We start from the raw sequence: 23937 nt of genomic DNA on the forward strand, positions 1-23937 counted from the left end.
TCACGGGTAGTGTCTCCCGGGGAAGGAGGCCGCTGCCGTCCAGGGAGGCCCTCAGCGCTCGTCGGTCCAGGTGTTTGCGTGGGGGCCGAGCCGACCCTCTCGCTGTGGGCGCACGACGCAGAAGCGCTGCCCGGTGGGTGCTTCCATGACCCACCACCGCTTGACGAACTCGATCCGCTTCGCTCCCAGCGCTTCCAGCCGCTTCACCTCGGCCTCGATGTCGTCCGTCTCGATGTCGAGGTGGAGCCGGCTCGGGTGGTCCACCTTCTGGACGAGGAGGTACATCTCGTCGTCTCCCGTCTTCAGCTCCCGGTAGTTGGCGTCGTTGTCATCCAGGGTGCGGGCCTCCTTGCCCAGCGCCTGGCTCCAGAAGCGGGCCGCCGCGTCGATATCGTCCGTCTTGCAATCGATGACCACGGTGCACAGCCGGCTGCGATGCATGTGTCCTCCCAGGAAGGGTTCCAGCAAGCGGCATCCGTAGCACCGGCGCTCGCGAGAGGGGCGGGCCGTGAGGACGGCTGCCGCCTACTTCACAGAAGCGTCGGCGCCGGCCTTCGCGCGGGGCAGGCCCAGCACGTACGTCACGGGCGGCTTGCCGGGCATTCGCGCCTCGCCGACCTCCCAGGTGTAGCCCTCCGTCGCGAGGGACTCCGTCATGCGCCGCAGTTCCTCGGGACGGTGAGCGCGCAGCGCGGAGACCAGCCCATCCCAGGAGATGGCCAGCGGGAGCAGGGGCACGACATAGGTGAGCAGGAGCCGCGGCAGCGTGAGGGGGCGGACCCACGGGGTGAAGAGCAGGACGAGCAGGGGGACGAACAGGACGCTGAGCAGGCCACGTGGCGAGCGCTCCACCACCTCGAACACGCCGATGGGCACGCCCCGAGCCTGGGCATCCACGAGCACCGCGCGCGCGGCCTCCGGGCGGAAGTGGTGCAGGGCATTGAACAGGGTCCTCATGCCGCGCAGCTCCGGGGGCACGCGCAGGGCATCCACCGGCTGATCCAGGTACTCCACCCCCGAGGCCCGCGCCCGCTCCCGAGCCCGGACGTTCGGGAACAGATCGCTCTGCACCACGCGCACCTGTCGGCCCTGCTCCCTGGCCAGCAGCGCCTTCAGCCGAGGCAGCGGGCCACCTCCGCCCGAGCCCAGATCGAGCACCGTGTCGGTGCCTCCCGCCTCCAGGCCCCGGACGAGCAGGGGAGCCGCCGCGTCGAAGAGGCCCATGCGCTCGCTGATGGCGGCCAGGTAGTTGGTGCCGTGGTCGCGCAGGGCGGTGGGGTACCAGTCCTGGTCGAGCAGCTCGAAGAGGTGAAGCCGGGGCCACAGGGTTCGAGGAGGCGTCATGGCATTGTCCATGGCTTCAAGGTGCCGCCATTCGCGCCGCGCCGCACTGACTCCGGGCGCCAGAACGGATTGCCGCGCGCGCCAGGGTCCCGCTACACCTGCGGGGCATGAGCTCTCCGGCCATCGCAGCGCTCTCCACCCGACAGGTCCGCCATGCCCTGCAGGCGCTGGATGGGCTGCGCCTGCCCACCGTGGACTCGGAGCGGCTGTGCCGGGAGTTCGGCCTGTCCCGCGCCGAGCTGGAGGATCCCGAGGTCCGCATCCCGTACGCCACCCTGGACACGATGCTGGAGCGGGCCGTCGAGCTCAGCGGGGATGACAACCTGGGCCTGCACATGGCCAGCCTGCCCGTGGTGGATCCGGACGACGTGGGCTCGGCGGTGATCGCCACCAGCCCCAACCTGGCCGAGTCCCTGGAGCGAGGCGCGCGTTACCAGCGCATCTGGGGCGACGGCGAGCGGCTGCGCTACGAGGAGACGCCGCGCGGGGTGCGGATGCGCTTCACGCCCCCGGGCCCGTGGCGGTTGGCCCACCGGCACCAGGCGGAGCTGGCCATGGCGCAGTTCGTCCACGGGGCCCGCCTCCTGACGGAGCACGCCATCACTCCGCTCTGCGTGCGCTTCGTACACCCGGAGCCCGCGGACACGCGCGAGCACCGGGAGCGCTATGGTTGTCCCATCATCTTCGAGGCCCCCGCCAACGACATCGAGTTCTCCCGCGAGGATGGGGCCCGGCCGCTCGTCCACGCCGATGCGCTCGTCCACGAGATCTTCGAGCGCCAGGTCCAGAAGCTCCTGAGCACCCTGCCGGAGGAGCCGGGTGTCGCGGCGAAGGTGAGGGCATACCTGCAGCGCTCGTTGGCGGGAGGGGACGCCTCCTTCGCGGCGGTGGCTCGGGCGCTGCGCATGCCGGCGCGGACGCTCCAGCGGCGCCTGTCCGCGGAGGGGTACAGCTACGCCAGCATTCTCGACGAGCTGCGCCGGCAGCGCGCGGCGGACTTCCTGCAGCGCCGGGTGTCCATTGCGGAGGTCTCCTTCCTGCTGGGCTATAGCGATCCCAGTGTCTTCCACCGGGCCTTCAAGCGCTGGTGGGGCATGAGCCCCGAGTCCTTCCGCCAGCGCCACGGCGGTTGACTCGGACTGACACATGCATTGTCAGACGCCTCTGCTTGGATGGAGGAGGCGTGCAACGAGGAGGGCGGCGAGGATGGAACACAAGGGGCTGGTGTCGAGAGTGGCGGAGCAGTTGGAGCAAACGATTGCCCTGGGGCAGTGGCCCAAGGGCCGGCTGCCTTCCGAGCGGCAGATGGCCCAGCGCTATGGGGTGTCGCGCACCACCATCCGAGGAGCCCTCCAGGGGCTGGCCGCCAGAGGACTCATCCGTCAACACCCCGGGAGACAGAGCCGCACGGTGCCCCTCGGTGAAGCGCTGTCGCTGGAGAGCCTGAAGCTGCTGCTGCCCGAGGGCCGCCAAGACATGGACCGCCGGCCGCTGCTCGAGGGGTACTTCGCCCTCAAGCGGGAGGTGACGGTGGAGCTACTGGCCGCCTGCTGCGAGCACGCCAGCCAGCAAGACGTGGAGCTGCTGCTCAATGCCAGCTTCGCGTTGAGAGATGAGGCCCGCTGGCAGGAGAAGCGCATCCGGTGGGTGGAGCGAGAGTTCGACCTGCTGAGGCTGGCGGCCCAAGCAGCGGACCGTCCCGGCCACCTGCTGCTCCTGATGTCGTTGGAGAAGGCCTTCCGAGGGCTGGCAGACGCGCTGCTCCCCGCGCTGCAACCGGAGGCCCTCCAGCAGTGGGCCCAGTTCGTGTTCAACGCCCTGGCCGACCGTGACGCTCAGGCCCTTCGCCAACAGCTGCCGGCGCTGCTGAAGGCCGCTGACGAGCCGCTGCTCGACCGGCTGGCCCCGGTGCGTGATGCGCACACCGCGCCTGTGCCCCCACCGCCTGCCGGGGAGGTGCCCGTGTCGGGCGAGAACGCCAGCAACTGGTCTGCTTGTCATACCAGTTCGCAACAAGTCGAGCCGACAGGCAGGCCCCCGGTCCACGAGGAGGGGGGCACCCTCGCGTGTGCCACTTCGAGTCGTACTGCTCCCTCAGCTCCACCCGCCCCGCTCGCCGTTGGCGAGGTGCAGGAGAATTCCTGCGGCTGCGAACCCATGGCGGCTCCACCCTCCCTGCGCTCTGCTGCCGGGGTTGTTCCTGGCAGTTTCTGTTCTGCGCCCACCCTGCTTCTTGCCTTGGCGCCTCCTTCCTCCTCGATAGTCCCGGCGGGAGACGCGGCAGGCCCACTTCCCCCGGCTCTGGAAGCTTCAAGCGCCATGGAAAGGGAGTCTGTCCCCAGTGAGAACCAGGCTGCTTTGCCGGTGGCCCCGGAGTCGTCGTGAGTGGCTGGTGCCTGCGACGCGCCAGGAGCTTCCCTGAAGGGGGTTGGGGCATACTCCGCGCCGCATGCGCTATTTCGAGGACTTCCAGCCCGGCGAGGTGATCGAGACGGGCTCCTACGTGGTGCCGCGCGAGGAGATCATCGCGTTCGCCCACCAGTTCGATCCGCAGCCCTTCCACGTGGATGAAGAGGCGGCCCGTCGCTCCATGTTCGGAGGCATCATTGCCAGCGGATGGCACACCGCCTCCATCTCGCATCGCCTGTTCGTGGAGGGCCTGCTGAGGACCTCTTCCAGCATGGGCTCGCCGGGGCTGGACGAGCTGCGCTGGTTGCTTCCAGTGCGGCCCGGGGATGCACTCTCCGTCCGCGTCGAGGTGCTCTCCGTCACGCCCTCGCGCAGCAAGCCGGACCGGGGCGCCGTCAAGTTCCGGATGGAGGTGCGCAACCAGAAGGGCGAGGTGGTCATGACCGAGGTGGCCACCGGCCTGTTCGCGCGGCGCCAGCCCGCCGCCTCGTAGCGCGCGGGGCTTCCTCTCGAGGCGTACGGGCTCGCGTGACCCGACGTGAGCAGAAGGCGTGCGGGCCGGGTAGACTCCCGCCCCGCATGAGACGCATCGTCTTTTTCCTGCTGGCACTCGGGCTCGCGGGCTGCAGCGCCCCCGGCCCCAAAGAGGCCGCCGTCCGGGTCGAGGCCACCTATGACTTCATGGCGGGCTGCATCACCGTGGAGGCCCATGACAAGGACGCTCCCGCGAAGTCGGAGACCCTCAATGTCGTGGTCTCCGGGCGGGCTCCACCGGATAAGGTGACGCTGGCCGTGTACCGGGCCGCGGACTGGGGACGCACGCTCGTCATCACCGTCATCGCCCATGAGCGCACCTGCGACGGGGCGGAGGTGGCTCGGACGGAGCGGGAATTCACCCTGAACGAGGCGGGGGTGAAGGAGCTGAACGTCACCCTGTCCGCGCCGGATGCGGATGGCGATACCTACGTGTCCACCACCCAGGGCGGCACGGACTGCGACGACAGCGACAAGAACATCCACCCCGGGGTGACCTCGGAGCTGTGCGATGGCCGTGACAACGACTGTCGCAACGGCATCGACGACGGGCTGTCCGTCTCGAACTTCTTCCTCGATGAGGATGGCGACGGCGTCGGTGGGGGAGACCCCGTGCGCGCCTGCGTGGCGCCTCCTCGCCACATCCTCGCCGGAGGGGACTGCGACGACGGCGATCCCATGCGCACGCCCGGCAAGAGCGAGCTGTGCGACGACATCGACAACGACTGCGACAACGAGAAGGATGAGGGGCTGCCAACGAGCCCGTTCCACAGGGACGCGGATGGAGATCAGTTCGGCGTCCAGGCGGACATGGTGCGCAAGTGCCGGGCTCCGGCGGGCTACACGGCGGCGACGCCCACCTTCGACTGCAATGACGGCAACGCCAACATCAAGCCGGGCGCCACCGAGCTGTGCAACGGGGAGGACGACAACTGCTCGGGAGCCCCCGACGAGACCTTCACGCAGAAGGGACAGGCCTGCGCCACCAGCGGCTGCCCGGGCACGTTCATCTGCAATGAAGCCAAGGATGGCACACGCTGCGACGCGCTGCCTCCCGTCAGCTACTACCCGGACCTGGACGGAGACCTGCAGGGCTCGGCCACCGCGGGCGCGGAGAACGTCTGTCCCCCGGCGGGGGCTCCGATGGGGAAGGTCGCCAACCGCACCGACTGCGACGACCTGGACCCCTACAACAAGCTGGAGGGACAGGAGATCTGCGACGACCGGGACAACAACTGCACCGACGGGAAGACGGACGAGGCCCTGGTCTGCAACGGCAAGGGCTGGAAGGTGCTGGGCCGCCCCGTCGTGCCGCACGTTCGGGATTGGAACACCGTCGCGCTGGGCGCGGGCGGCTCCCCTGTCTGGATCGCCGGGGGGGCCGGGGCACTGGCCTACCGTGCCAGCTCCAACACGGGGAACTTCACCGAGTTCCACCAGACGTGCGGCAACATCACCTGGTTCGCGGCCTGGGTGCGACCGTCGGATGGGAGCGTGTTCCTGGCGGGGGACGGGGGCTACCTGGCGACGTACACGGCCAACGCGGCTTCCTGCACCACCGCGAACACCAGCAACGCGACCGGGGGAACGACGTCGAGCCATCCTCTCAGGGGCATCACGGGCGTCGAAGTGGGAGGCGTGACGACGGTCTACGTCGTCAATGCCCAGGGCTACGTCTTCTCCTGGACGGGGGACAACAGCCCGCCGGCCTTCAAGCTTCGCCGGACCGGGACGGACCCCTTCTGGGACATCCACGGCGCCTCGTCCTCCAAGCTCCTCATCGCCGGGGAGACCACCGTCGTCGTCCCGGACCTTCCACAGGTCGACAGCTACGACACGACCACGAACACCCGGACCACCCACAACCTGAGCGGGATTCCCGCGGCCAACCTCTACGGCCTGCACGGCATCTGGGCGTGGGACAGCACCCACGCCTATGCCGTGGGCAGGAGGGGAAACTTCCTGGCCTGGGATGGAGGCACCACCTGGCGCTTCATCAGCCCCAACCCCAACATGCAGGTGGATCTGAACAGCATCTCCGCGCCGGATGCCGCCTCGGCGTACATCGCCAGCCAGGATGGCAAGATCCGCCGACCGTCCGTCGCGGGCTGGGTGGAGCACTTCACCGCCAACGGCGCCCTCAAGGACATCGCGGCCACCTCGCGCGAGGACGTCTGGGCGGTGGGCAACGGCATCGTCGTGCACTTCGAGTGACACAAAGGGCCCTCCGAAGCGCCTCATTCCATTGAGCCGGGCCGCGCCCTTCCTCTAGAGTCCGCTCGGGCGCCACGGGGGAGCGGCCCGCTCCAGGTTCGCCACACCCGCGTGGACTCGTCCCCAACCAAGGAGTGACGCGGATGCGGAACCTCAAGCCGTTGGCCGTAGGTGTGGTGATTGCTGCCGCCGGACATGCCCTGGCGGCTCCTCCCAAGGAGCTCGGCAAGCCCGAGGGCAAGCTGAACATCATCGCCTGGCCGGGCTACATCGAGCGCGGTGAGACGGACAAGAAGTACGACTGGGTCACCCAGTTCGAGAAGGACACCGGCTGCAAGGTCAACGTGAAGACGGCCGCCACCTCGGACGAGATGGTCAGCCTGATGAACCAGGGCGGGTATGACCTGGTGACCGCCTCCGGTGACGCCAGCCTGCGCCTCGTCCACGGCAAGAAGGTGCAGGAGGTGAACCTGGACCTCATCCCCTCGTGGAAGACGGTGGACGAGCGCCTGAAGAACTCGCCCTGGCACACCGTGGACGGCAAGCACTACGGCGTGCCCTACCAGTGGGGCCCCAACGTGCTGATGTACAACACCAACGTCTTCAAGACGCCGCCCACCTCGTGGTCCGTCGTCTTCGAGCCGCAGAACCTGCCGGACGGCAAGCCCAACAAGGGCCGCGTTCAGGCCTATGACGGCCCCATCTACGTGGCCGACGCCGCGCTCTACCTGATGAAGAAGCAGCCGGAGCTGGGCATCAAGGACCCCTACGAGCTCAACGAGAAGCAGTACGCGGAGGCGCTCAAGCTGCTGCGCCAGCAGAAGCAGCTCACCCACCGCTACTGGCACGACGTCACCGTGCAGATGAACGACTTCAAGAACGAGGGCGTCGCCGCCTCGAGCGCGTGGCCCTACCAGGTCAACGCCCTGAAGAACGAGAAGCAGCCCATCGCCTCCACCATCCCCACCGAGGGCTCCACCGGCTGGGCGGACACCACCATGCTGCACTCGGCCGCGAAGAACCCGGTGTGCGCGTACAAGTGGATGGAGTGGTCGCTCAACAAGAACCTCCAGTCCGCGCTGGCCGAGTGGTTCGGCTCCAACCCCGTGGTGCCCGACGCCTGCAAGACCCCGGCGCCGGGGGGGACCGACGTCTGCAAGACAAATGGCTTCGAGCGCTTCACCGAGGTCCGGTTCTGGAAGACGCCCATCGCCAAATGCGCTAGCCAGGGAACATGCGTGCCTTACAGCAAGTGGACGCAGGACTACATCGCCGTGATGGGCGGGCGCTGAGCGACGTGACGGCCGCCGTCGAGCTCAAGCAGATCAGCCGGCACTACGGCGCCGTCCGGGCCGTGGCGGAGGTCTCCCTGTCCATCCAGGACGGGGAGTTCTTCTCCCTGCTCGGGCCCTCGGGCTCGGGCAAGACGACGTGCCTGCGCCTCATCGCCGGCTTCGAGCAGCCCACCTCCGGCAGCCTCCTGCTCCACGGCAAGGAGGCCGCCGGCGTGCCGCCCTACGAGCGGGACGTCAACACCGTCTTCCAGGACTACGCGCTGTTCCCGCACATGAGCGTGCGCGACAACGTGGCCTATGGGCTGATGGTGAAGGGGGTGGACAAGAAGAAGCGCCATGAGGAGGCCGAGGCCGCGTTGGAGCTCGTGGCGCTCAAGGGCTACGGGCAGCGCCGCCCCGGCGAGCTGTCCGGAGGCCAGCGCCAGCGCGTGGCCCTGGCTCGGGCCATCATCAACAAGCCGCGGGTGCTGCTGCTGGACGAGCCGCTGGGCGCGCTGGACCTGCGGCTGCGCGAGCAGATGCAGACGGAGCTCAAGTCCCTGCAGCGCCGGCTGGGCATCACCTTCATCTACGTCACCCACGATCAGGGAGAGGCGCTCTCCATGTCGGACCGGGTGGCCGTCTTCAACCAGGGGAAGATCGAGCAGGTGGACACGCCGAAGGGGCTCTACACGAAGCCCCGTACGGTGTTCGTCGCCCGCTTCGTGGGCACCTCGAACGTGGTGGAGGGCGAACTGGCGCGCCGGCTCATCGGCTCGGAGCGGCCGTTCTCCGTGAGGCCGGAGCACATCCGCTTCATCGACGCCGCGAGCCCCGCGGAGGCCGACCGCCTGAGCGTGGAGGGCAGGCTGGTGGACGTGCAGTACCACGGGGCCACCAGCCGCTACGCGGTGGAGGTGCCCGGGGGCCCGATGATCAGCGTCAACGTGCCCAACGGCGAGGACGAGGCGGTGCGGCCCGCGCCCGGCGAGGCGGTGCGGCTGGCCTGGTCCCGCCAGGCCATGGTCGAGCTGGAGCCGGGGGCATGAGCATGGCGACGGCGAGCGCAGGAGTAGGGCGGTTGATCTCCAATCTGCTCTACCGCCGGAGCACGCTGCGGCTGCTCCTGCTGCTCACGCCGCCGCTGCTGTGGTTCGGGGTGGTGTACCTGGGCTCGCTGCTGGCGCTGCTGGCCCAGAGCTTCTACACCTTCGATGACTTCACCATGGAGGTCACCCCGGAGCTGACGTGGATCAACTACACGGCGCTCCTGGACGATGCGAACGCGGACATCGTCCTGCGCACGGTGGGCATGGCCGCCGCGGTGACGGTGGCCTCGGCGGTGGTGGCCTTCCCCATCGCCTACTACGTGGCGCGCTACACGGAGGGGCTGCGCAAGGGCCTGTTCTACGTGGCCATCATGCTGCCCATGTGGGCCAGCTACATCGTCAAGGCGTACGCCTGGACGGTGATCCTCACCAAGGGCGGCATCCTCTACTGGTTCATCGGCAAGCTGGGGCTGACGGGGGCGCTGGAGTGGGTGCTGGAGCTGCCCTACGTGGGCGGCACCTCGCTCTCCACGTCGAACATCGGGCGCTTCCTGGTGTTCACCTACGTGTGGCTGCCGTTCATGATCCTGCCCATCCAGGCCTCCATCGAGCGGGTGCCGCCGCAGCTCCTCCAGGCCTCCGCGGACCTGGGCGCCCGGCCGGCGCAGACGTTCCGCACCGTCATCCTCCCGCTGTCCTTCCCGGGCGTGGTGGCGGGCTCCATCTTCACCTTCTCGCTGACGCTGGGCGACTACATCATCCCGCAGCTGGTGGGGCCGCCGGGGCTCTTCATCGGCACCATGGTGTACACACAGCAGGGCTCCATCGGGAACCTGCCCATGGCGGCGGCCTTCACGGTGGTGCCCATCCTCATCGTGGGCGCATACCTGGCCATCGCCCGGAGACTGGGGGCCTTCGATGCGCTCTGACGGTCCGCGCGCGCCCTGGTGGCTGAAGCTGCTGGCCTGGGGCGGGCTGGTGTTCCTGCACTTCCCCATCGTGGTGGTGTGCGTCTACGCCTTCAACACGGAGGAGAGCGCGTTCACCTTCCCGCTCAAGGGCTTCACCCTGCGCTGGTTCCAGGTGGCCTCCGAGCGCGAGGACGTGCTCGAGGCGCTGGGCCTGTCCCTGAAGGTGGCGGTGGCGGCCACGGCGCTGGCCCTGGTGCTGGGCACGCTGGCGGCGCTGGTGCTCGCCCGGCGGCAGTTCCTGGGCCGCGAGGCGCTCACGCTCATGTTCGCGCTGCCCATCGCGCTGCCGGGCATCATCACCGGCATCTCGCTCTTGTCCGCCTTCAAGCTGGCGGACGTGCCGCTGAGCTTCTGGACGATCGCCGCCGGCCACGCCACGTTCTGCCTGGTGGTCGTCTACAACAACGTCGTCGCCCGCCTGCGCCGCATGCCGTACTCGCTGGTGGAGGCCTCCATGGACCTGGGGGCGGACGGGCTGAGGACGTTCCGCCACGTGCTGCTGCCGCAGATGGCCACGGCCCTGCTGGCGGGCGGCATCCTGGCCTTCGCGCTCAGCTTCGACGAGATCATCGTCACCACCTTCACCGCCGGCCACGAGCGGACGCTGCCCATCTGGATGCTCAACCAATTGGGCCGGCCGCGAGACGTGCCGGTGACGAACGTGGTGGCCCTGGTGGTGATGGTCATCACCGCCGTTCCGCTCTTGCTGGCCTGGCGCCTCACCCGAGGCACCGAGCAGGTGGCCGGCAGCAGTAAGTGACGCAACCGAGGTGGCCCTCGCGCCCCTCCACAGGACAAGGAGACGACCCCCATGGATGGCAAGCAGTTCATCGACGGGCAGTTCGTGGCAGGCGAGGGCGCGGTGGAGAACGTGCTGGATCCGGCCACCGGCGAGGTGCTGGCCAAGGTCCCCGAGGCCTCGCCAGCGCAGATCCAGGCGGCGGTGAAGGCGGCGGAGAAGGCCTTCCCGGGCTGGTCGCGCACCCCGCCGAAGGATCGCGCCACGGCGCTGCTCAAGCTGGCGGACGCCATCGAGGCGAAGGGGGCGGAGCTGGCGCGGCTGGAGTCCCGCAACACGGGCAAGCCGTACGCCCTGGCGCTCAATGACGAGATCCCCGCCATCGCGGACGTGTTCCGCTTCTTCGCGGGCGCGGCGCGGTGCATGACGGGCACGGCCACCGGCGAGTACGCCGCGGGCTACACCAGCATGATCCGCAGGGATCCGCTGGGCGTGGTGGCCTCCATCGCGCCGTGGAACTACCCGCTGATGATGGCGGCGTGGAAGCTGGGGCCGGCGGTGGCGGCGGGCAACACGGTGGTGCTCAAGCCCTCCGAGCAGACGCCGCTCACCACGCTGAAGCTGGCCGAGCTCATTGCCGGCATCTTCCCGCCCGGAGTCATCAACATCGTGACGGGGCGGGGCGAGACGGTGGGCGCGCCGCTCATCAACCAGCCGCAGGTGCGGATGATCTCGCTCACGGGCGACGTGGGCACGGGCTCCAAGGTGCTCCAGGCGGCCTCGCAGAGCGTGAAGCGGACGCACCTGGAGCTGGGCGGCAAGGCGCCGGTCATCGTCTTCGACGACGCGGACCTGCAGAGCGTGGTGTCTGGCATCCGGACGTTCGGCTTCTACAACGCGGGGCAGGACTGCACGGCGGCGTGCCGCATCTACGCGGGGGCCAAGGTGTATGACAGGCTGGTGGCGGACCTGAGCAGCGCGGTGTCGTCCATCAAGGTGGGCACGCAGCAGGAGGAGGGGGTGGAGATGGGGCCGCTCATCTCCGAGAAGCAGCTGCAGCGGGTGGCGGGCTTCGTGCAGCGGGCCTCGGAGCAGAAGCACATCGAGATCACCACGGGCGGCAAGCAGCCGGGGGGCAAGGGCTTCTTCTTCACGCCCACGGTGGTGGCGGGGGCCCGGCAGGACGACGAGATCGTCCGGCGCGAGGTGTTCGGCCCGGTGGTGTCGGTGACGCGCTTCGAGGATCCGGAGCTGGCGATCGCGTGGGCGAACGACTCGGACTACGGCCTGGCCAGCTCGGTGTGGACCCAGGACATCGGCAAGGCGATGAAGGTGGCGGCGGAGCTCCAGTACGGGTGCACGTGGATCAACTCGCACTTCATGCTGGTGAGCGAGATGCCGCACGGCGGCATGAAGCGCTCGGGCTACGGGAAGGATCTGTCCATGTACGCGCTCGAGGACTACACGGCGGTGCGCCACGTGATGGTGAAGTACTAGCGAGCCGGCCCCAGGGAACCTGCGAAGGAGCGAGAGATGAAGGACAACGCCAGCCTGCAGCGACGCAAGGAGGCCGCCACGCCGAGAGGGGTGGGGGTGATGGCGCCATTCTTCGTGGCGCGAGCGGAGAACAGCGAGTTGTGGGACGTGGAGGGCCGGCGCTACATCGACTTCGCGGGAGGCATCGCGGTGCTGAACACGGGGCACCGGCACCCGAGGGTGATCGACGCGGTGAAGGCGCAGCTGGAGGCCTTCACGCACAGCGCCTACCAGGTGGTGCCCTACGAGGGGTACGTGGCGCTGGCCGAGCGGCTGAACAAGCTGGCGCCGGGGGCGTTCCCGAAGAAGACGACGTTCTTCTCGACGGGGGCCGAGGCGATCGAGAACGCGGTGAAGATCGCGCGAGCCGCCACGGGCCGCACCGGGGTGATCGCCTTCAGCGGGGCGTTCCACGGGCGGACGATGATGGGCATGGCGCTGACGGGGAAGGTGGTGCCGTACAAGACGGGCTTCGGGCCGTTCCCGGCGGAGGTGTACCACGTGCCCTTCCCGACGGCGCTGCACGGGGTGAGCGTGGAGGACTCGCTCAAGGCGCTGCAGCTGCTCTTCAAGGCGGACGTGGATCCGAAGCGGGTGGCGGCCATCCTCATCGAGCCGGTGCAAGGGGAGGGTGGCTTCTACGTGGCGCCTCCGGAGCTGATGCGGGGGCTCAGGAGGGTGTGCGACGAGCACGGCATCCTGCTGATCGCCGATGAGATCCAGACGGGCTTCGCGCGGACGGGGAAGTGGTTCGCGATGGAGCACTACGACGTGGCGCCGGACCTGATGACCACGGCGAAGTCGCTGGCGGGAGGCTTCCCGCTGTCGGCGGTGACGGGCCGGGCGGAGGTGATGGACGCGCCGGCGCCGGGAGGGCTGGGAGGCACGTACGCGGGCAACCCGCTGTCGATCGCGGCGGCCCACGCGGTGCTGGATGTGATTGAAGAGGAGGGCCTGGTGAAGCGGGCCCACCAGCTGGGCGAGGTGATGCGCGGACGGCTGGAGGGGCTACGGGCCCGGGTGCCCAGGATGGCTGAGGTGCGCGGGCTGGGGGCGATGCTGGCGGTGGAGTTCTGCCAGCCGGGAGGCCACACGCCGGATCCGGACTTCGCGCGCGCGGTGCAGGCAAAGGCGCTGGAGAAGGGGCTGATGCTGCTGACGTGCGGCGTCTACGCCAACGTGATCCGCTTCCTGTTCCCGCTCACGATCCCCGAGGCGCTGTTCAACGAAGGGCTCGGTGTTCTCGAGGCGGTGCTGACGGCGTAGGGGAGGGAGTCGGTCCAGCCTAGAGGGTTAATCAGAACAATGATGAGTGCCACGGGAGGACAACCGAGGCAGCAGGCAGCGTAAGGAAGTTATGGGGACTTGATGTGCCAACTAGTTCTGCTTGCTCTTATCGCTGCCAAAGTAGCGAGGACCTGTTGGGGAGTCAAAGCCTGGCCTCCAGACTGCATCTCCATGATCCAGCTTGACAGGAAGATCAGAAACAGAAAGCACAACTTGAGCTCGCCCATCGCTTTGAAGAGAAAGCTTCTTGAGCGCTTTTAGGTACGCCGCAAGGTGCTTTCCGTCCAACTCATGCTGACGAGGCGCATCAAAGATCAGGATTCCCGGATGGTTTCCCCCTTCTTGAATCGATGTTTCAAGCAGGGCGGCATGAAACGCGAGAACGATCCTTGTGCGAGTGCTGCCACTTTGGAACGACGTTTCTGTAAACCTGTCCTTATCGAAGAAGAGGCGAAATTCTTCATCGAGAATGATAGGCTCTGCCAGATTCTGTGTGCCCAGTGTTGAGAGCCAACGATGGAGGTTCTCCCGTAGTTTGCCTCGGATGTCAGCGGTTGAGTCTGCGCGTGCACGGCGTCCAGGCTTGAGTTCATCGACACGCACTCTGATTTGCTCTCGCTGCTCAATCATTCGGTCAAGCGTTCGTTCCTCGGCATCCAGCGCCTTTCTCTTCTCCAGGCGGAGGGAGACCTCAGCAAGCTCTTTTGTAAGTATCTCGATGGATCTTAGTACGGCATCAACTCCAGACGCTTTGGCAGCAGCTTCCTTTGCATTGCTTAGTTCCTTTAGCTTGGCTTCTGCTTCGGTCAGGCGCGCCTTGTGGTTCTGGATCTCGATCTCTATGCTGGCTGAAGAACTCTCGATATCCTTAATTTGATCCCGGAGATACAAGAGACGGTTCCCAAAGGATTCTTCGGACCCCTTAAAAAGCCCGCAGTGTTCTTTCCCGCAGAAAGCGCGAAAAGCGTCGGCAGCAACAGCGTTAAGCCATACTAGTTGTGTCTCTGAGGCAATTTCATTTGATGCTACTGCAAGCCGCTTCCGCTTGCCCTCAAGCGCCGACAGTTCAAACCGTAGGCGCTCACAGAGTCTGCTCTGTTCTTCGATAGGAGCATCGAGATTGCCAGTCTTTTGGCGAACTACTTCTACTCCAGACTTATAACCCTGGAGTTCGGTCGTTAGTTGGGTTTTTCTGGACTCAAGCGAAGCAGCATCAGGCAATCCGCCGCCCAAATCGGCTCTCTGTTTTTCAAGAAGGCGTTGCTGCGAAGAGATGCGTTCGGATGTCAGGTCAAACGAGCTCTTGGCCTCGGCGAAGTCTTGGACGTTTCTGTAGGGGTTCTTCGCGGGCACGCCCAGCAGGATTCGGAGAACCTCTTGCTCTTGATCCTTTATGAAGTTCTTTGTCTTGGCAGGTGCATACAGGCTGCGCCAGCCTAAGTCCTGATCAACGTATAGACCTGGAATTAGGACGCTTACATAAGGAATGGTCTCGTTGCCTCCTCTGTCAGTAAGTTTCGTCAAAGGAATGGCAAGCAGCTCAAGAAACCACTTAGTGAAGTCACGTTCTTTTTCAAATCGAATCGATTTCGACCCAGCCTTCGAGACTACGATTTCGAATTCTGAATCAACAATCCTTTTTATTGAGTAGTCTTCTGCATCCCGGGAAACAACAACCTCGATGCTTTCGAAACTGGCTCGAACCTCGGGGGTCAATTCAATCGGGTATCCTAGCGCGTAGACAATGCCCTTGATGACAGGTGTCTTGCCCGAACCATTAGGGCCATGAAGGACGGTGAGGTTCGTCCCAAAGCGGAAGTCGGTCGAAATCCACTGTGCCCCTCGTCGAGCCTGGAAGCGAAGGGACTTTAGGAGAGGATTCATAGCAGGGAGAGTCCTCTGGCACGAACGAAGGAGTGTGCTCTAAGTAGATCGCGCAATAATTGCCCAAAAGCATTTGCTCCTTTTGTGCCATTCCGCACAAAAGCTCTCCCAACCGGTGTGGCAACGATTTCTCTCTTAGTGTCGCCGGTCACTACTACGAAGCCTACGCTCTCAAGAAAGACGAGAGCCTCGGCGCACCTGGCATGCAACAGTAGAGACCACTCAAGATTGTGAGCAGGTTTAGTTGAGCCGTAACAAAGTTGAGCAAGCATATTTCCTGCCCACCGGCTCAGTTCACCTGTGTAAAATCTCTCTTCGGAGAAGGCGACCGCTAGAAGAGTGAGGGCGATAATGGGAGTATGAAAAACGATTTCAGCAGGAGAAAGGGCTCTCTTCGTCTGACGCCGCTCGCTTGAGAAGGTTAACTGCACATTTGCGCTTGCTGCTTCAGCGATGAGTTCGTCGAATGGATTCATAGCTTTGATCCTGTTTCTGCGGCAAGCGCAAGTATGTACCCTAGGACGAGAGCGTTAGAGAGTGGCACTGATGTCGAAAGCCTGGAGCTAAACTGGTTTGCAAGCTCTGTTGCTGACTTGCCAAGATCGGTAAAGTCAATCTGGCGAGCAACATGTGCTTCCAGTAAGCGCTGGCATTCGGCCCTCAGGCTCAAGAATTCAACGGGATCTCCCTCGTGCTGTGCGCTCCGGAACCATATGTCCCAGTCGGACTTTAGCTGGCAGAACCTCATTATCAAGGTTTCGGATACACCGCTGCGCCTGCATAATCGATGCAGCCTGGATAGTGTTAGAAGCGCTTTGTCTCCGCCATTCTTTTTAAGTTCTCGATATGCGTCTGGAGACAAAGTCAAGACTTCCAGAACATCATCTTCTGTAACCCCTTTAGTAGCGCGAAGAAGGTCCTCTGCAACCGGTATGGAGTTGATCGTCATGTGAGACTTGCGTCTGACGACGTCAACCAATTCTTGTCCGATACTGATTGCCTCTGAAATCTTAAGGTCGATCTCGCTGAGGTTGAGAATTCTCTTGGCTATTTTGAAGTAGTTCAGATCGAGTTCTGCGGTGCTGCCTACTTCCGATTCGATGTGCAAAATTTTTAGGAATTCAAAAATTCGATCGGGAGTTATGTTCGAAAAAGTCTGCGCAAAGGCTTTGGTTATCTCGTCGAACCACTTCAGAGACTCACCGGTAAGGCCACTGCGGTGGGCTGTTTTGTGGATACTCTCAGTGAAGTCTTTGACTTCCTGATCAACTCCTGCGTTTGTTACAAAGACAGCCTTGCGGCATGATGCGCTGAAGTTTTCTTGGTGCACAAGGAGCTTCGCAATGATGCTGTCGCTGTGGGCCGGAGGAATTGTTTTGGTCTTTCCGCCCTTTGGACTGCCGAGCCCAAACAGTTGACGCATTTTCCACGGCCCTTGTGATGCCGCGCGGGTTTTTACTTGATGAAATGCGTAGAGATCGCAAGCCGTTGTTTTTCGTTCTACGACGTAGTCGTCATGCCATTCGCAAAAGACGCAATGTGTGTCTGCGTCTTCCAGAATGGTCAAGCAGGCTCCTGCGGCTTGTTGGTACTGGAACTCGTAAAGGCTCCCAGTGACGGCGCCCACCTGCTCTCGTGGAGGTATCTCGCCAATTTTCTTTGGGGGAGGAGGACCCATTGGTTCACTGTGTGCTTCTGGCGATCGCCTCTGGAGACTGGGGGACTGAGCGGAGATGCACTCCACTGAAATTCAACGCACGCTCATGATTGCCTGGGAGCAAGGGTCCGTGCAAGACGTGTCGCTACCCAACAGGGGATCTCGCGAGGCGGCGTGATGCATCGGAGGTGCGGGGAGCCTGTTGAGTGCGAGGAAGGGGCTTGGATCGGAGTTCCTCCAAGTAGGGCAGAAACGAAGCTGGAAGAGGCGAGCGAGCCAGCGAGGACAGCAGCGAGGAGGAGTCGACGAACTCCCCGGCAACGATCAGAAAAGGAGCCGACGCCGTGAGTGCTCTAGGCCAGGCTGCTGCATAGGACGTTCGGGTTGGACGTGTCGGTCTGAGTCCAGTGTGGAGGCCGATGCCGGGGCTAGCATACCTGATGGCATCCGATGGATGTGATCTGCTCAAGCTGAAAGCCACCAGGAGACCCATGAGGTAGGGTAGGGGAGCGAGTGGTGGTATCCGCTCCGCACTGGAGAAGGCGCATGGGGACGAAGCGAGCCTTGCTGGAGGTGGATCCGCTCTGCCTGCCTGTGGGGATGAGAGTGGGGACGTGGCGGGTGGTGGCCTGGAGAGGGCGAGGGGCCTCAGGGACGCTGTACCGGGTGGAGCGTGCGAGGGGTGAGACGGGCAGGGCCTATGCGCTCAAGCTGGCCATCCATGCCGGGGACAAGCGGTTCGGGAGGGAGGCGTGGCTGCTGAGGCGCATCCACAGCCGGCACGTGCCTCGGTTGGAGGAGCAAGGCGTGTGGGAGCACCCGCAGGGAGCCTTTCCCTACCTCGTGATGGAGTGGGTGGAAGGAGAGCCGCTGTACGAGTGGGCGCGGGAGCGCAACCCGACTTCCCGCCAGTGCCTGGGAGTGCTTTCGCAGGTGGCCCGAGCGTTGGAGGCCACGCATGGGGTGGGAGGGGTGCACCGAGACGTGAAGGGGGAGAACGTGCTGGTGAGGCCGGGGGACGGGAGAGTGTTCCTCACGGACTTCGGAGCGGGGCACTACCGAGGGGCCGAGACGCTGACCACGAAGCTGCTGCCGCCGGGGACGCGAGGCTACCGCAGCCCCGAGGCGTGGGCCTTCCTGAGAGCGTTTTTGCGTCACCCGACGGCGCACTACCCGGCCAGCGCGTGTGATGACCTGTTCGCGCTGGGAGTGACGGCGTACCGGTTGGTGACGGACGAGTACCCGGCGGGGACGGACTCCGAGCCGGAAAGCACGGAGCCCTGGCGGGAGGGAGGGCCTGGGCCACGGCCTGCGAGAGAGCTCAACCCCCAGGTGAGCGTGGAGCTGGAGGCGCTCATCCAGAGACTGATGGCGGTGGCGCCCGAGGAGAGATTCGAGGGCCAGGCGGGAGCAGTGGCCGAGGCGCTGGAGCAGGCGGAGCGAAGCCTGGGGGCGGAGGCGGATGAGCCGCTGTTCCGCTGGGGGCCCGAGCAACGCCCGCGGTGGCGCTCTCCAGGGGCCGTGCATCGGGCCGAGGTGCGGGACGCCGCCGCTCGCGAGCAGCTGGAGCGGCCGCGAAGCGAGGCCCCCCGAGAGAAGCCTTGGGCTGAGCGCAGCGTCCAGGTGTGGGGAGCGGAAGCGGCGGTGGGGATGCTGGGGTTGGTGCTCGCGGTGCTCACCGTGGCCGGCCTGTATCGAGCCCCCGCGCTGATGCCAGACGGCTCGAGGAGAGCTTCCCAGCAGGGGAATTCGGTCGCAGTGGGCGACGCTGCGAGCTCCCTCTCCGCGACGACGCTGGCTCCCATGGTTGTGGAGGAGAGGAGAGCGGGGATCGGGCTGTCGATGCCGGAGAAACCGTTCCCCGGTCAGCGCACGCCCCCCTGTGACAGGAATGGCGAGGAGGTGGTTCGCGGCGGGTGCTGGTACCGCCTGGCAGCTGCCAAACTGCCATGCCGCGATGATGCGTATGAATGGAAGGGAGCTTGCTACCTGCCCTCGTATCCCCCGCGGCGCCCGTCGACGTCCCACCCACAGTAAGGCGTTGCCGCTCCAGGAGGCTCACGTGCGGGGCAGGAGACACTGGGGGGCGATGGCGGAGCTGGACTCGGAGGCGAGCTTCGATAGGCAGTCCCAGCGACGTCGGAGCCAGCAACTCCGCTCCTTCGATTCTGCCTGGCTGTCGAGGCATGATGACGGTTCATGAAGAGCGCCACTCGCTTTCTGCGCCTGCTGCTCATCTTGCCGCTGGCGCTTCCCGCCTCGTGTGCCACGGCCCAGAGCGCCATGGCCGAGAGAGGACAGCACGACTCGGGGATGGCGAAGGTCGTCCCGACCTGGCTGTCCGAGGACCAGCTCCAGCTTGACTTCGAGCCTCTACCTCCGCGGTTCTACCCGGAGATGATGAGCGCGGAAGAGGCCCAGGCCGTGCTCGCTGCCTTCGCGCGTTCCTTCCCGGAGTCCGAAGCGCTTCAAGTGCTCCCAGCCAGAGCCTCATCTACCGGCGCCCCTGCTCCTTGGGAGGCGAGGCTGCGCGCCGAGTTCCTCAAGCACTACGGCACCTCTCGGCTGCCCCTGCCGGGCTCCATTCAGCACAGCCCCTTGTTCATGGCCCTCAGGCTCTCTCCTCGCTACATGGGGCCGGGCATTCGTGAGGCGGCTCAGCAGATGTTCCGCTCACCCGTGTTCCTGGCCAGCGTCGCCCTCTCGGTGCTGGTGTACTTCGCCGCCTGGACTCTGCCCGAGCCCCTGTTCTCCAAGGCCTTCGCCGCCACGCTGACAGCGCGGCTGGCGCTGCTCGTGGGACTGGTGGAGTTACGCAACGTGGCGCTGGCCTGCCTGCAACTGTACCGAGATGCCCAGGCCGCCAGGACGCGGAGGGAACTGGAGGCCATTGCCGAGCGGTTTGGCCGAGCGCTGGGGGGTACGGCACTGCGTGTGGTGGTCGCCGTGGCCAGCTTTGGTGTCGCCAAGGGGTTGCCCAACGTGCCCTCCGGGGGGCTGGGGGCGCTCTTGGGCCCGCCGCGTTACGCCATGGCAGGGGGAGGCTCTTTCCACTCGGCGTCCGCGGCTCACATCGTCGCGGATGGCACCATCGTCCTCGCGGGTGCGGTTCTGGGCACTGTGGGTTCTTCCATGAGCAGCGCCTGCACCGACGGCTCTCAGAAGAGGGAGGGCTATCAGTGGCACCACCTGGCCACCAACAAGAACGAGCTCTCCGCGACGCGAGGCGGTCCCTGGACTCCCTTGTTCCAGCAGATCTTCGCCAAGGCCGGCATGGGGCTGGATGATCCTGCGAACCGTGTCTATCTCGCGAGCCATCGAGGTCCCCACCCCGAGGAGTATCACGCGGAGGTCTACGACCGACTGCTGGATGCAGTGCGTGACTGCAAGGGCGTTTCGCACTGCAGGCTCAGGCTGACAGAAGCTCTCGCTGAGCTCGCGAGCAAGACCTGCACTACCGGCTCATACCTCCATCGACTTCTGACGCAGAAGGCCTCTCGCTGACGCCTGGAAACTTGATTCATGCCCAGATACTTCAGGCTCCGTGACGACATGAGCATCCCAGGGCGCTGGGTCCTGGGGGCACCGCTCGACGAGCGAGGCAAGGACATCGACCCATGGCAGTTTGAAAAAGGTCGTGTCGTGGAACCTGGCTCTCCACCCAGGTTTCCTCTCCTCGTACGAGGACAGCCTCTCGACTTCAGTGGAGCGGCCTTCGGAATCCTGGTGGTCCACGAGCGGCTCGTCCGACTCTTCGAGCAGCAGGGATGGCAGCAGGAAGTGCAGTTCATCCCGGCGCGAGTGGACGAGCAACCGGAGCCTTACTTCGTCCTCAACACCCTGCGCACCATCCGATGCATCGACGAGGCCCGCTCTGGAGAGATCGACTTCTGGCGGCCTGAGCATGGAGAGCCCGAACGCGTCGGCGCATACCGCGCTGTGCATGGGCTGAAGGTGGATCCGACGAAGATAGAGGGAGCCCACATCTTCCGGACGTGGGGTTGGAGTGTGGCACTCATCGTTTCGGAGCACCTCAAGGACATCCTCGAGAGAGAACACATCACCGGCGTGAAGTTCGTCGAGGTGTGACGTTCCGCGCGCTGCCCTGTAGGGTAGGTGGAGCGAGCGGCGGCATCCGCTGCGCACGGGAGGTACTCATCACGGTCGCCAGTTTTGGAGTGGCCAAGGCCCTTCCCAAAATCCCCTCCGGCGGCCTGGGCGCTCTGGTGAACCCTCCTCGGTATGCCCTGGCGGGAGGACGCACCCTCCAGTCCGCGAGATCGGCGCACATCGTCGCGGATGGCACCATCGTCCTCGCGGGTGCCGTCCTGGGCACGGTGGGCTCTGCCACCCACAGCGCCTGCACTGGAGCGAAGTGTGTACCCCGGGTCCCGGCTGCATCGGCTCCTCATGAAGTCTGGATGATGAACGCGAGAGGCGAGCGCATGCCCAGGTACTATGAGCTGTTGGACGACACCCGCATTCCGGGGCGCTGGCAGCTCGCAAGCCCCTTGGATGAGCAGGGGAACGAGATCGATCCATGGCAGTTCAAGAAGGGCCAGGTCCTCGAGTTGGGGTGCGAGCCCCGCTTCCCGCTGGACCTCTCTGGAAGCCCGCTGGACTTCTCCTGGGCTGCGTTCAGCATCCCGGTCGTCCATGCTCGCTTTGTCGAACTCTTCGAGCGAATGCGCGTCGACGGGGCCCAGTTCATTCCTGCCCAGGTCGAAGGCCATCCGGCGCCTTGGTTCATCCTCAACGCGCTCCAGATCATTCGCTGCATCGACGACGCTCGCAGTGAGGAGGTGCAGTACTGGAAGCCCGAGGACAACCGGCCCGACAAGCTCGGGCAATATCGTGCCGTCCACGGACTGCGCATCGACCCGACGAAGGTGGGGGACGCCCGCATCTTTCGTACCTGGGGCTGGCGAGTCGCGCTCATCATCTCCGAGGATCTCAAGGTGGCCATGGAGACAGAGGGGCTTTCCGGAACTCGTTTCATCGAGGTCTGACCCAAACTGGAGTGGGAGCAGGCGCATGGGCCGGCGTGCATCATGGCCTGGAGTGGGGGAAACAGGCCGGAAGCCACCAGGAGACCCATGAGGTAGGGTAGAGGGAGCCAGCGGCATCCGCTCGGCGCGGGAGAAGGCGCATGGGGACGAAGCGAGCCTTGCTGGAGGTGGATCCGCTCTGCCTGCCCGTGGGGACGAGAGTGGGGGCGTGGCGGGTGGTGGCCTGGAGAGGTCGAGGGGCCTCGGGGACGCTGTACCGGGTGGAGCGTGCGAGGGGTGAGACGGGCCGGGCCTATGCGCTCAAATTGGCCATTCATCCCGGGGACAAGCGCTTCGGGAGGGAGGCGTGGCTGCTGAGGCACATCCACAGCCGGCACGTGCCGCGGCTGGAGGAGCAAGGCGTCTGGGAGCACCCACAGGGAGCCTTTCCCTACCTCGTCATGCAGTGGGTGGAAGGGGAGCCGCTGTACGAGTGGGCGCGCGAGCGCAACCCGACGTCCCGCCAGTGCCTGGGAGTGCTCTCGCAGGTGGCCCGAGCGTTGGAAGCCACGCACGCGGCCGGAGGGGTGCACCGGGATGTGAAGGGGGAGAACGTGCTGGTGAGGGCGGGGGACGGGAGAGTGTTCCTCACGGACTTCGGAGCGGGGCACTACCGAGGAGCCGAGACGCTGACGACGAAGCTGCTGCCGCCTGGGACGCGAGGCTACCGCAGCCCCGAGGCGTGGGCCTTCCTGAGAGCGTTCCTGCGGCACCCGACGGCGCATTACCCGGCCAGCGCGTGTGACGACTTGTTCGCGCTGGGAGTGACGGGGTACCGGTTGGTGACGGACGAGTACCCGGCGGGGACGGACACCGAGCCGGAAAGCACGGAGCAGTGGAGAGAGGGAGGGCCGGGGCCGCGGCCTGCGAGAGAGCTCAACCCCCAGGTGAGCGCGGAGCTGGAGGCGATCATCCATCGACTGATGGCAGTGGCGCCCGAAGAGAGATTCGAGGGCCAGGCGGGAGCAGTGGCCGAGGCGCTGGAGCAGGCGGAGCGAAGGCTGGGGGCGGAGGCGGAGGAGCCACTGTTCCGCTGGGGGCCCGAGCAACGCCCGCGGTGGCGCTCTGCAGGGGCGGTGCATCGGGCCGAGGAGCGGGACGCCGCCGCCCGGGAGCGGCTGGAGCGGCCGCGAAGCGAGGTCCCCCGAGAGAAGGCTCGGCCTGAGCGCAGCGTCCAGGTGTGGGGAGCGGAGGCGGCTGTGGGGATGCTGGGGTTGGTGCTTGCGGTGCTCACCGTGGCGGGCCTGTACCGAGCCCCCGCGCTGATGCCAGAAGGCTCGAGGAGAGCTTCCCAGCAGGGGAACCCGGTCGCAGTGGGCGACGCAGCGAGCCCCCTGGCCGCGACGACGCTGGCGCCCGTACTCGCGGAGGAGAGGAGAGCGGGGATCGGGCTGTCGATGCCGGAGAAACCGTTCCCCGATCAGCGCACGCCTCCCTGTGACAGGAATGGCGAGGTGGTGATTCGCGGCGGGTGCTGGTACCGCCTGGGGGATGCGCAGCTGCCATGCCGCGATGACGCGTATGAATGGAAGGGAGCCTGCTACCTGCCCTCCTATCCCCCGCGGCGCCCGTCGACGTCCTACCCACAGTGAGGCATTGCCGCTCCAGGAGGCACACGTGCGGGTCCATGCCCGGAGACTTCAGGCTCCGTGACGACATGGACCTCCCAGGGCGCGGAGCCTGGGCGCACCGCTCGGGAAGTGCATGAAGTGCGGCGAGGTGTGACTCGAGGGCTGTCACAAAGCAGCTCAGCCCTGGGAGGATTCGCTTGCCCAGGGCAGGGGTGGAGGTGCTCCAGCCTGAGCAAGTCTGGGTGGGTGGCCGACACCACCCGCCGTCTGGGCCTCTGCCCTGATGCCCGGACGTCCGGTCATCTGCCCTCCCATGCCCGAACGTTCGGTCATCCCCCATGTCCGGACGTTTGGACATCTGCCCCATGCCCGAACGTCCGGTCATCGCCTCATGCCCGAACGTTCGGTCATCTGCCCCAT

At 65.8% G+C, this 23937-nt stretch carries 20 protein-coding genes; 15 read left to right on the forward strand and 5 right to left on the reverse strand.

What is annotated here, in order from left to right; all coding sequences use genetic code 11:
* Positions 1-51 precede the first annotated feature (51 nt).
* Both KY572_RS34745 and KY572_RS34750 read right to left on the reverse strand, forming a co-directional pair.
* Positions 52-441: a VOC family protein gene (locus KY572_RS34745; protein WP_224247972.1), complete on the reverse strand. Its 390-nt coding sequence runs from the start codon at positions 439-441 to the stop codon at positions 52-54.
* Between the two features lie 84 nt (positions 442-525).
* Positions 526-1344, reverse strand: coding sequence for a class I SAM-dependent methyltransferase (locus KY572_RS34750; protein WP_224247973.1), 819 nt, complete (start codon positions 1342-1344; stop codon positions 526-528).
* A 107-nt stretch (positions 1345-1451) separates the two neighbouring features.
* Between KY572_RS34750 and KY572_RS34755 the strand changes: the two genes are divergently transcribed.
* The 10 genes from KY572_RS34755 to gabT all read left to right on the forward strand — a co-directional run bounded on the left by KY572_RS34755 (position 1452) and on the right by gabT (position 13336).
* The gene (locus tag KY572_RS34755) at positions 1452-2477 is read left to right on the forward strand and encodes an AraC family transcriptional regulator (RefSeq protein WP_224247974.1); all 1026 of its coding nucleotides are present in this window, start codon (positions 1452-1454) and stop codon (positions 2475-2477) included.
* Positions 2478-2550: 73 nt separating this feature from the next.
* Positions 2551-3729, forward strand: coding sequence for a FadR/GntR family transcriptional regulator (locus KY572_RS34760; protein WP_224247975.1), 1179 nt, complete (start codon positions 2551-2553; stop codon positions 3727-3729).
* A 64-nt stretch (positions 3730-3793) separates the two neighbouring features.
* Positions 3794-4246, forward strand: a complete 453-nt coding sequence (locus KY572_RS34765) for a MaoC family dehydratase (RefSeq protein WP_224248025.1) — start codon at positions 3794-3796, stop codon at positions 4244-4246.
* An 86-nt stretch (positions 4247-4332) separates the two neighbouring features.
* Positions 4333-6501 (forward strand): putative metal-binding motif-containing protein, encoded by a 2169-nt coding sequence (locus KY572_RS34770; protein ID WP_224247976.1) that lies wholly within the window; start codon positions 4333-4335, stop codon positions 6499-6501.
* Between the two features lie 143 nt (positions 6502-6644).
* Positions 6645-7793, forward strand: coding sequence for an ABC transporter substrate-binding protein (locus KY572_RS34775; protein ID WP_224247977.1), 1149 nt, complete (start codon positions 6645-6647; stop codon positions 7791-7793).
* Between the two features lie 5 nt (positions 7794-7798).
* Positions 7799-8824 carry an ABC transporter ATP-binding protein gene (locus KY572_RS34780; protein WP_224247978.1) on the forward strand — a complete coding sequence of 342 codons (1026 nt, stop codon included), beginning with the start codon at positions 7799-7801 and terminating at the stop codon, positions 8822-8824.
* A 32-nt stretch (positions 8825-8856) separates the two neighbouring features.
* On the forward strand, positions 8857-9753 hold the full coding sequence (locus tag KY572_RS34785) for an ABC transporter permease (protein WP_224247979.1): 897 nt from the start codon (positions 8857-8859) through the stop codon (positions 9751-9753).
* Entirely contained in the window at positions 9743-10555 is an 813-nt protein-coding gene (locus KY572_RS34790; protein ID WP_224247980.1) for an ABC transporter permease, read from the forward strand. The genes KY572_RS34785 and KY572_RS34790 overlap by 11 nt, the downstream gene beginning before the upstream one ends.
* Positions 10556-10606: 51 nt before the next feature.
* Positions 10607-12031 (forward strand): gamma-aminobutyraldehyde dehydrogenase, encoded by a 1425-nt coding sequence (locus tag KY572_RS34795; protein ID WP_224247981.1) that lies wholly within the window; start codon positions 10607-10609, stop codon positions 12029-12031.
* Positions 12032-12067: 36 nt separating this feature from the next.
* Positions 12068-13336 carry a 4-aminobutyrate--2-oxoglutarate transaminase gene (gene gabT / locus KY572_RS34800; RefSeq protein WP_224247982.1) on the forward strand — a complete coding sequence of 423 codons (1269 nt, stop codon included), beginning with the start codon at positions 12068-12070 and terminating at the stop codon, positions 13334-13336.
* A 111-nt stretch (positions 13337-13447) separates the two neighbouring features.
* Here gabT and KY572_RS34805 read toward each other — a convergent pair whose 3' ends face one another.
* The 3 genes from KY572_RS34805 to KY572_RS34815 are packed head-to-tail and all read right to left on the reverse strand — an operon-like array spanning position 13448 to position 16919.
* Complete coding sequence (locus KY572_RS34805) at positions 13448-15241, reverse strand: hypothetical protein (RefSeq protein ID WP_224247983.1); 1794 nt, start codon at positions 15239-15241, stop codon at positions 13448-13450.
* Positions 15238-15717, reverse strand: a complete 480-nt coding sequence (locus KY572_RS34810; protein ID WP_224247984.1) for a hypothetical protein — start codon at positions 15715-15717, stop codon at positions 15238-15240. Before KY572_RS34810 ends, KY572_RS34805 begins: the two co-directional genes overlap by 4 nt.
* Positions 15714-16919: a dsDNA nuclease domain-containing protein gene (locus KY572_RS34815; protein WP_224247985.1), complete on the reverse strand. Its 1206-nt coding sequence runs from the start codon at positions 16917-16919 to the stop codon at positions 15714-15716. The genes KY572_RS34810 and KY572_RS34815 overlap by 4 nt, the downstream gene beginning before the upstream one ends.
* Positions 16920-17444: 525 nt before the next feature.
* Between KY572_RS34815 and KY572_RS34820 the strand changes: the two genes are divergently transcribed.
* The 5 genes from KY572_RS34820 (at position 17445) to KY572_RS34840 (ending at position 23538) form a co-directional block, all read left to right on the forward strand.
* Positions 17445-18935 (forward strand): serine/threonine protein kinase, encoded by a 1491-nt coding sequence (locus KY572_RS34820; protein ID WP_224247986.1) that lies wholly within the window; start codon positions 17445-17447, stop codon positions 18933-18935.
* Positions 18936-19097: 162 nt separating this feature from the next.
* The gene (locus tag KY572_RS34825; protein ID WP_224247987.1) at positions 19098-20402 is read left to right on the forward strand and encodes an AHH domain-containing protein; all 1305 of its coding nucleotides are present in this window, start codon (positions 19098-19100) and stop codon (positions 20400-20402) included.
* Positions 20403-20420: 18 nt separating this feature from the next.
* Complete coding sequence (locus KY572_RS34830; RefSeq protein WP_224247988.1) at positions 20421-20987, forward strand: imm11 family protein; 567 nt, start codon at positions 20421-20423, stop codon at positions 20985-20987.
* 377 nt (positions 20988-21364) lie between these two features.
* Entirely contained in the window at positions 21365-21907 is a 543-nt protein-coding gene (locus tag KY572_RS34835) for an imm11 family protein (RefSeq protein WP_224247989.1), read from the forward strand.
* A 140-nt stretch (positions 21908-22047) separates the two neighbouring features.
* Positions 22048-23538: a serine/threonine protein kinase gene (locus KY572_RS34840; RefSeq protein ID WP_224247990.1), complete on the forward strand. Its 1491-nt coding sequence runs from the start codon at positions 22048-22050 to the stop codon at positions 23536-23538.
* The last annotated feature ends 399 nt before the right edge of the window (positions 23539-23937 follow it).

It is taken from the genome of Hyalangium gracile (assembly GCF_020103725.1).
Classification (GTDB): Bacteria; Myxococcota; Myxococcia; order Myxococcales; family Myxococcaceae; genus Hyalangium; species Hyalangium gracile.

Excerpts from the sequence above, each read along its gene's own strand:
- KY572_RS34745 (WP_224247972.1), bottom strand. The coding sequence starts at position 441 with ATGCATCGCAGCCGGCTGTGCACCGTGGTCATCGATTGCAAGACGGAC.
- KY572_RS34750 (WP_224247973.1), bottom strand. The coding sequence starts at position 1,344 with ATGACGCCTCCTCGAACCCTGTGGCCCCGGCTTCACCTCTTCGAGCTG.
- KY572_RS34755 (WP_224247974.1), top strand. The coding sequence starts at position 1,452 with ATGAGCTCTCCGGCCATCGCAGCGCTCTCCACCCGACAGGTCCGCCAT.
- KY572_RS34760 (WP_224247975.1), top strand. The coding sequence starts at position 2,551 with ATGGAACACAAGGGGCTGGTGTCGAGAGTGGCGGAGCAGTTGGAGCAA.
- KY572_RS34765 (WP_224248025.1), top strand. The coding sequence starts at position 3,794 with ATGCGCTATTTCGAGGACTTCCAGCCCGGCGAGGTGATCGAGACGGGC.
- KY572_RS34770 (WP_224247976.1), top strand. The coding sequence starts at position 4,333 with ATGAGACGCATCGTCTTTTTCCTGCTGGCACTCGGGCTCGCGGGCTGC.
- KY572_RS34775 (WP_224247977.1), top strand. The coding sequence starts at position 6,645 with ATGCGGAACCTCAAGCCGTTGGCCGTAGGTGTGGTGATTGCTGCCGCC.
- KY572_RS34790 (WP_224247980.1), top strand. The coding sequence starts at position 9,743 with ATGCGCTCTGACGGTCCGCGCGCGCCCTGGTGGCTGAAGCTGCTGGCC.
- KY572_RS34795 (WP_224247981.1), top strand. The coding sequence starts at position 10,607 with ATGGATGGCAAGCAGTTCATCGACGGGCAGTTCGTGGCAGGCGAGGGC.
- gabT (WP_224247982.1), top strand. The coding sequence starts at position 12,068 with ATGAAGGACAACGCCAGCCTGCAGCGACGCAAGGAGGCCGCCACGCCG.
- KY572_RS34805 (WP_224247983.1), bottom strand. The coding sequence starts at position 15,241 with ATGAATCCTCTCCTAAAGTCCCTTCGCTTCCAGGCTCGACGAGGGGCA.
- KY572_RS34810 (WP_224247984.1), bottom strand. The coding sequence starts at position 15,717 with ATGAATCCATTCGACGAACTCATCGCTGAAGCAGCAAGCGCAAATGTG.
- KY572_RS34815 (WP_224247985.1), bottom strand. The coding sequence starts at position 16,919 with ATGGGTCCTCCTCCCCCAAAGAAAATTGGCGAGATACCTCCACGAGAG.
- KY572_RS34820 (WP_224247986.1), top strand. The coding sequence starts at position 17,445 with ATGGGGACGAAGCGAGCCTTGCTGGAGGTGGATCCGCTCTGCCTGCCT.
- KY572_RS34825 (WP_224247987.1), top strand. The coding sequence starts at position 19,098 with ATGAAGAGCGCCACTCGCTTTCTGCGCCTGCTGCTCATCTTGCCGCTG.
- KY572_RS34830 (WP_224247988.1), top strand. The coding sequence starts at position 20,421 with ATGCCCAGATACTTCAGGCTCCGTGACGACATGAGCATCCCAGGGCGC.
- KY572_RS34840 (WP_224247990.1), top strand. The coding sequence starts at position 22,048 with ATGGGGACGAAGCGAGCCTTGCTGGAGGTGGATCCGCTCTGCCTGCCC.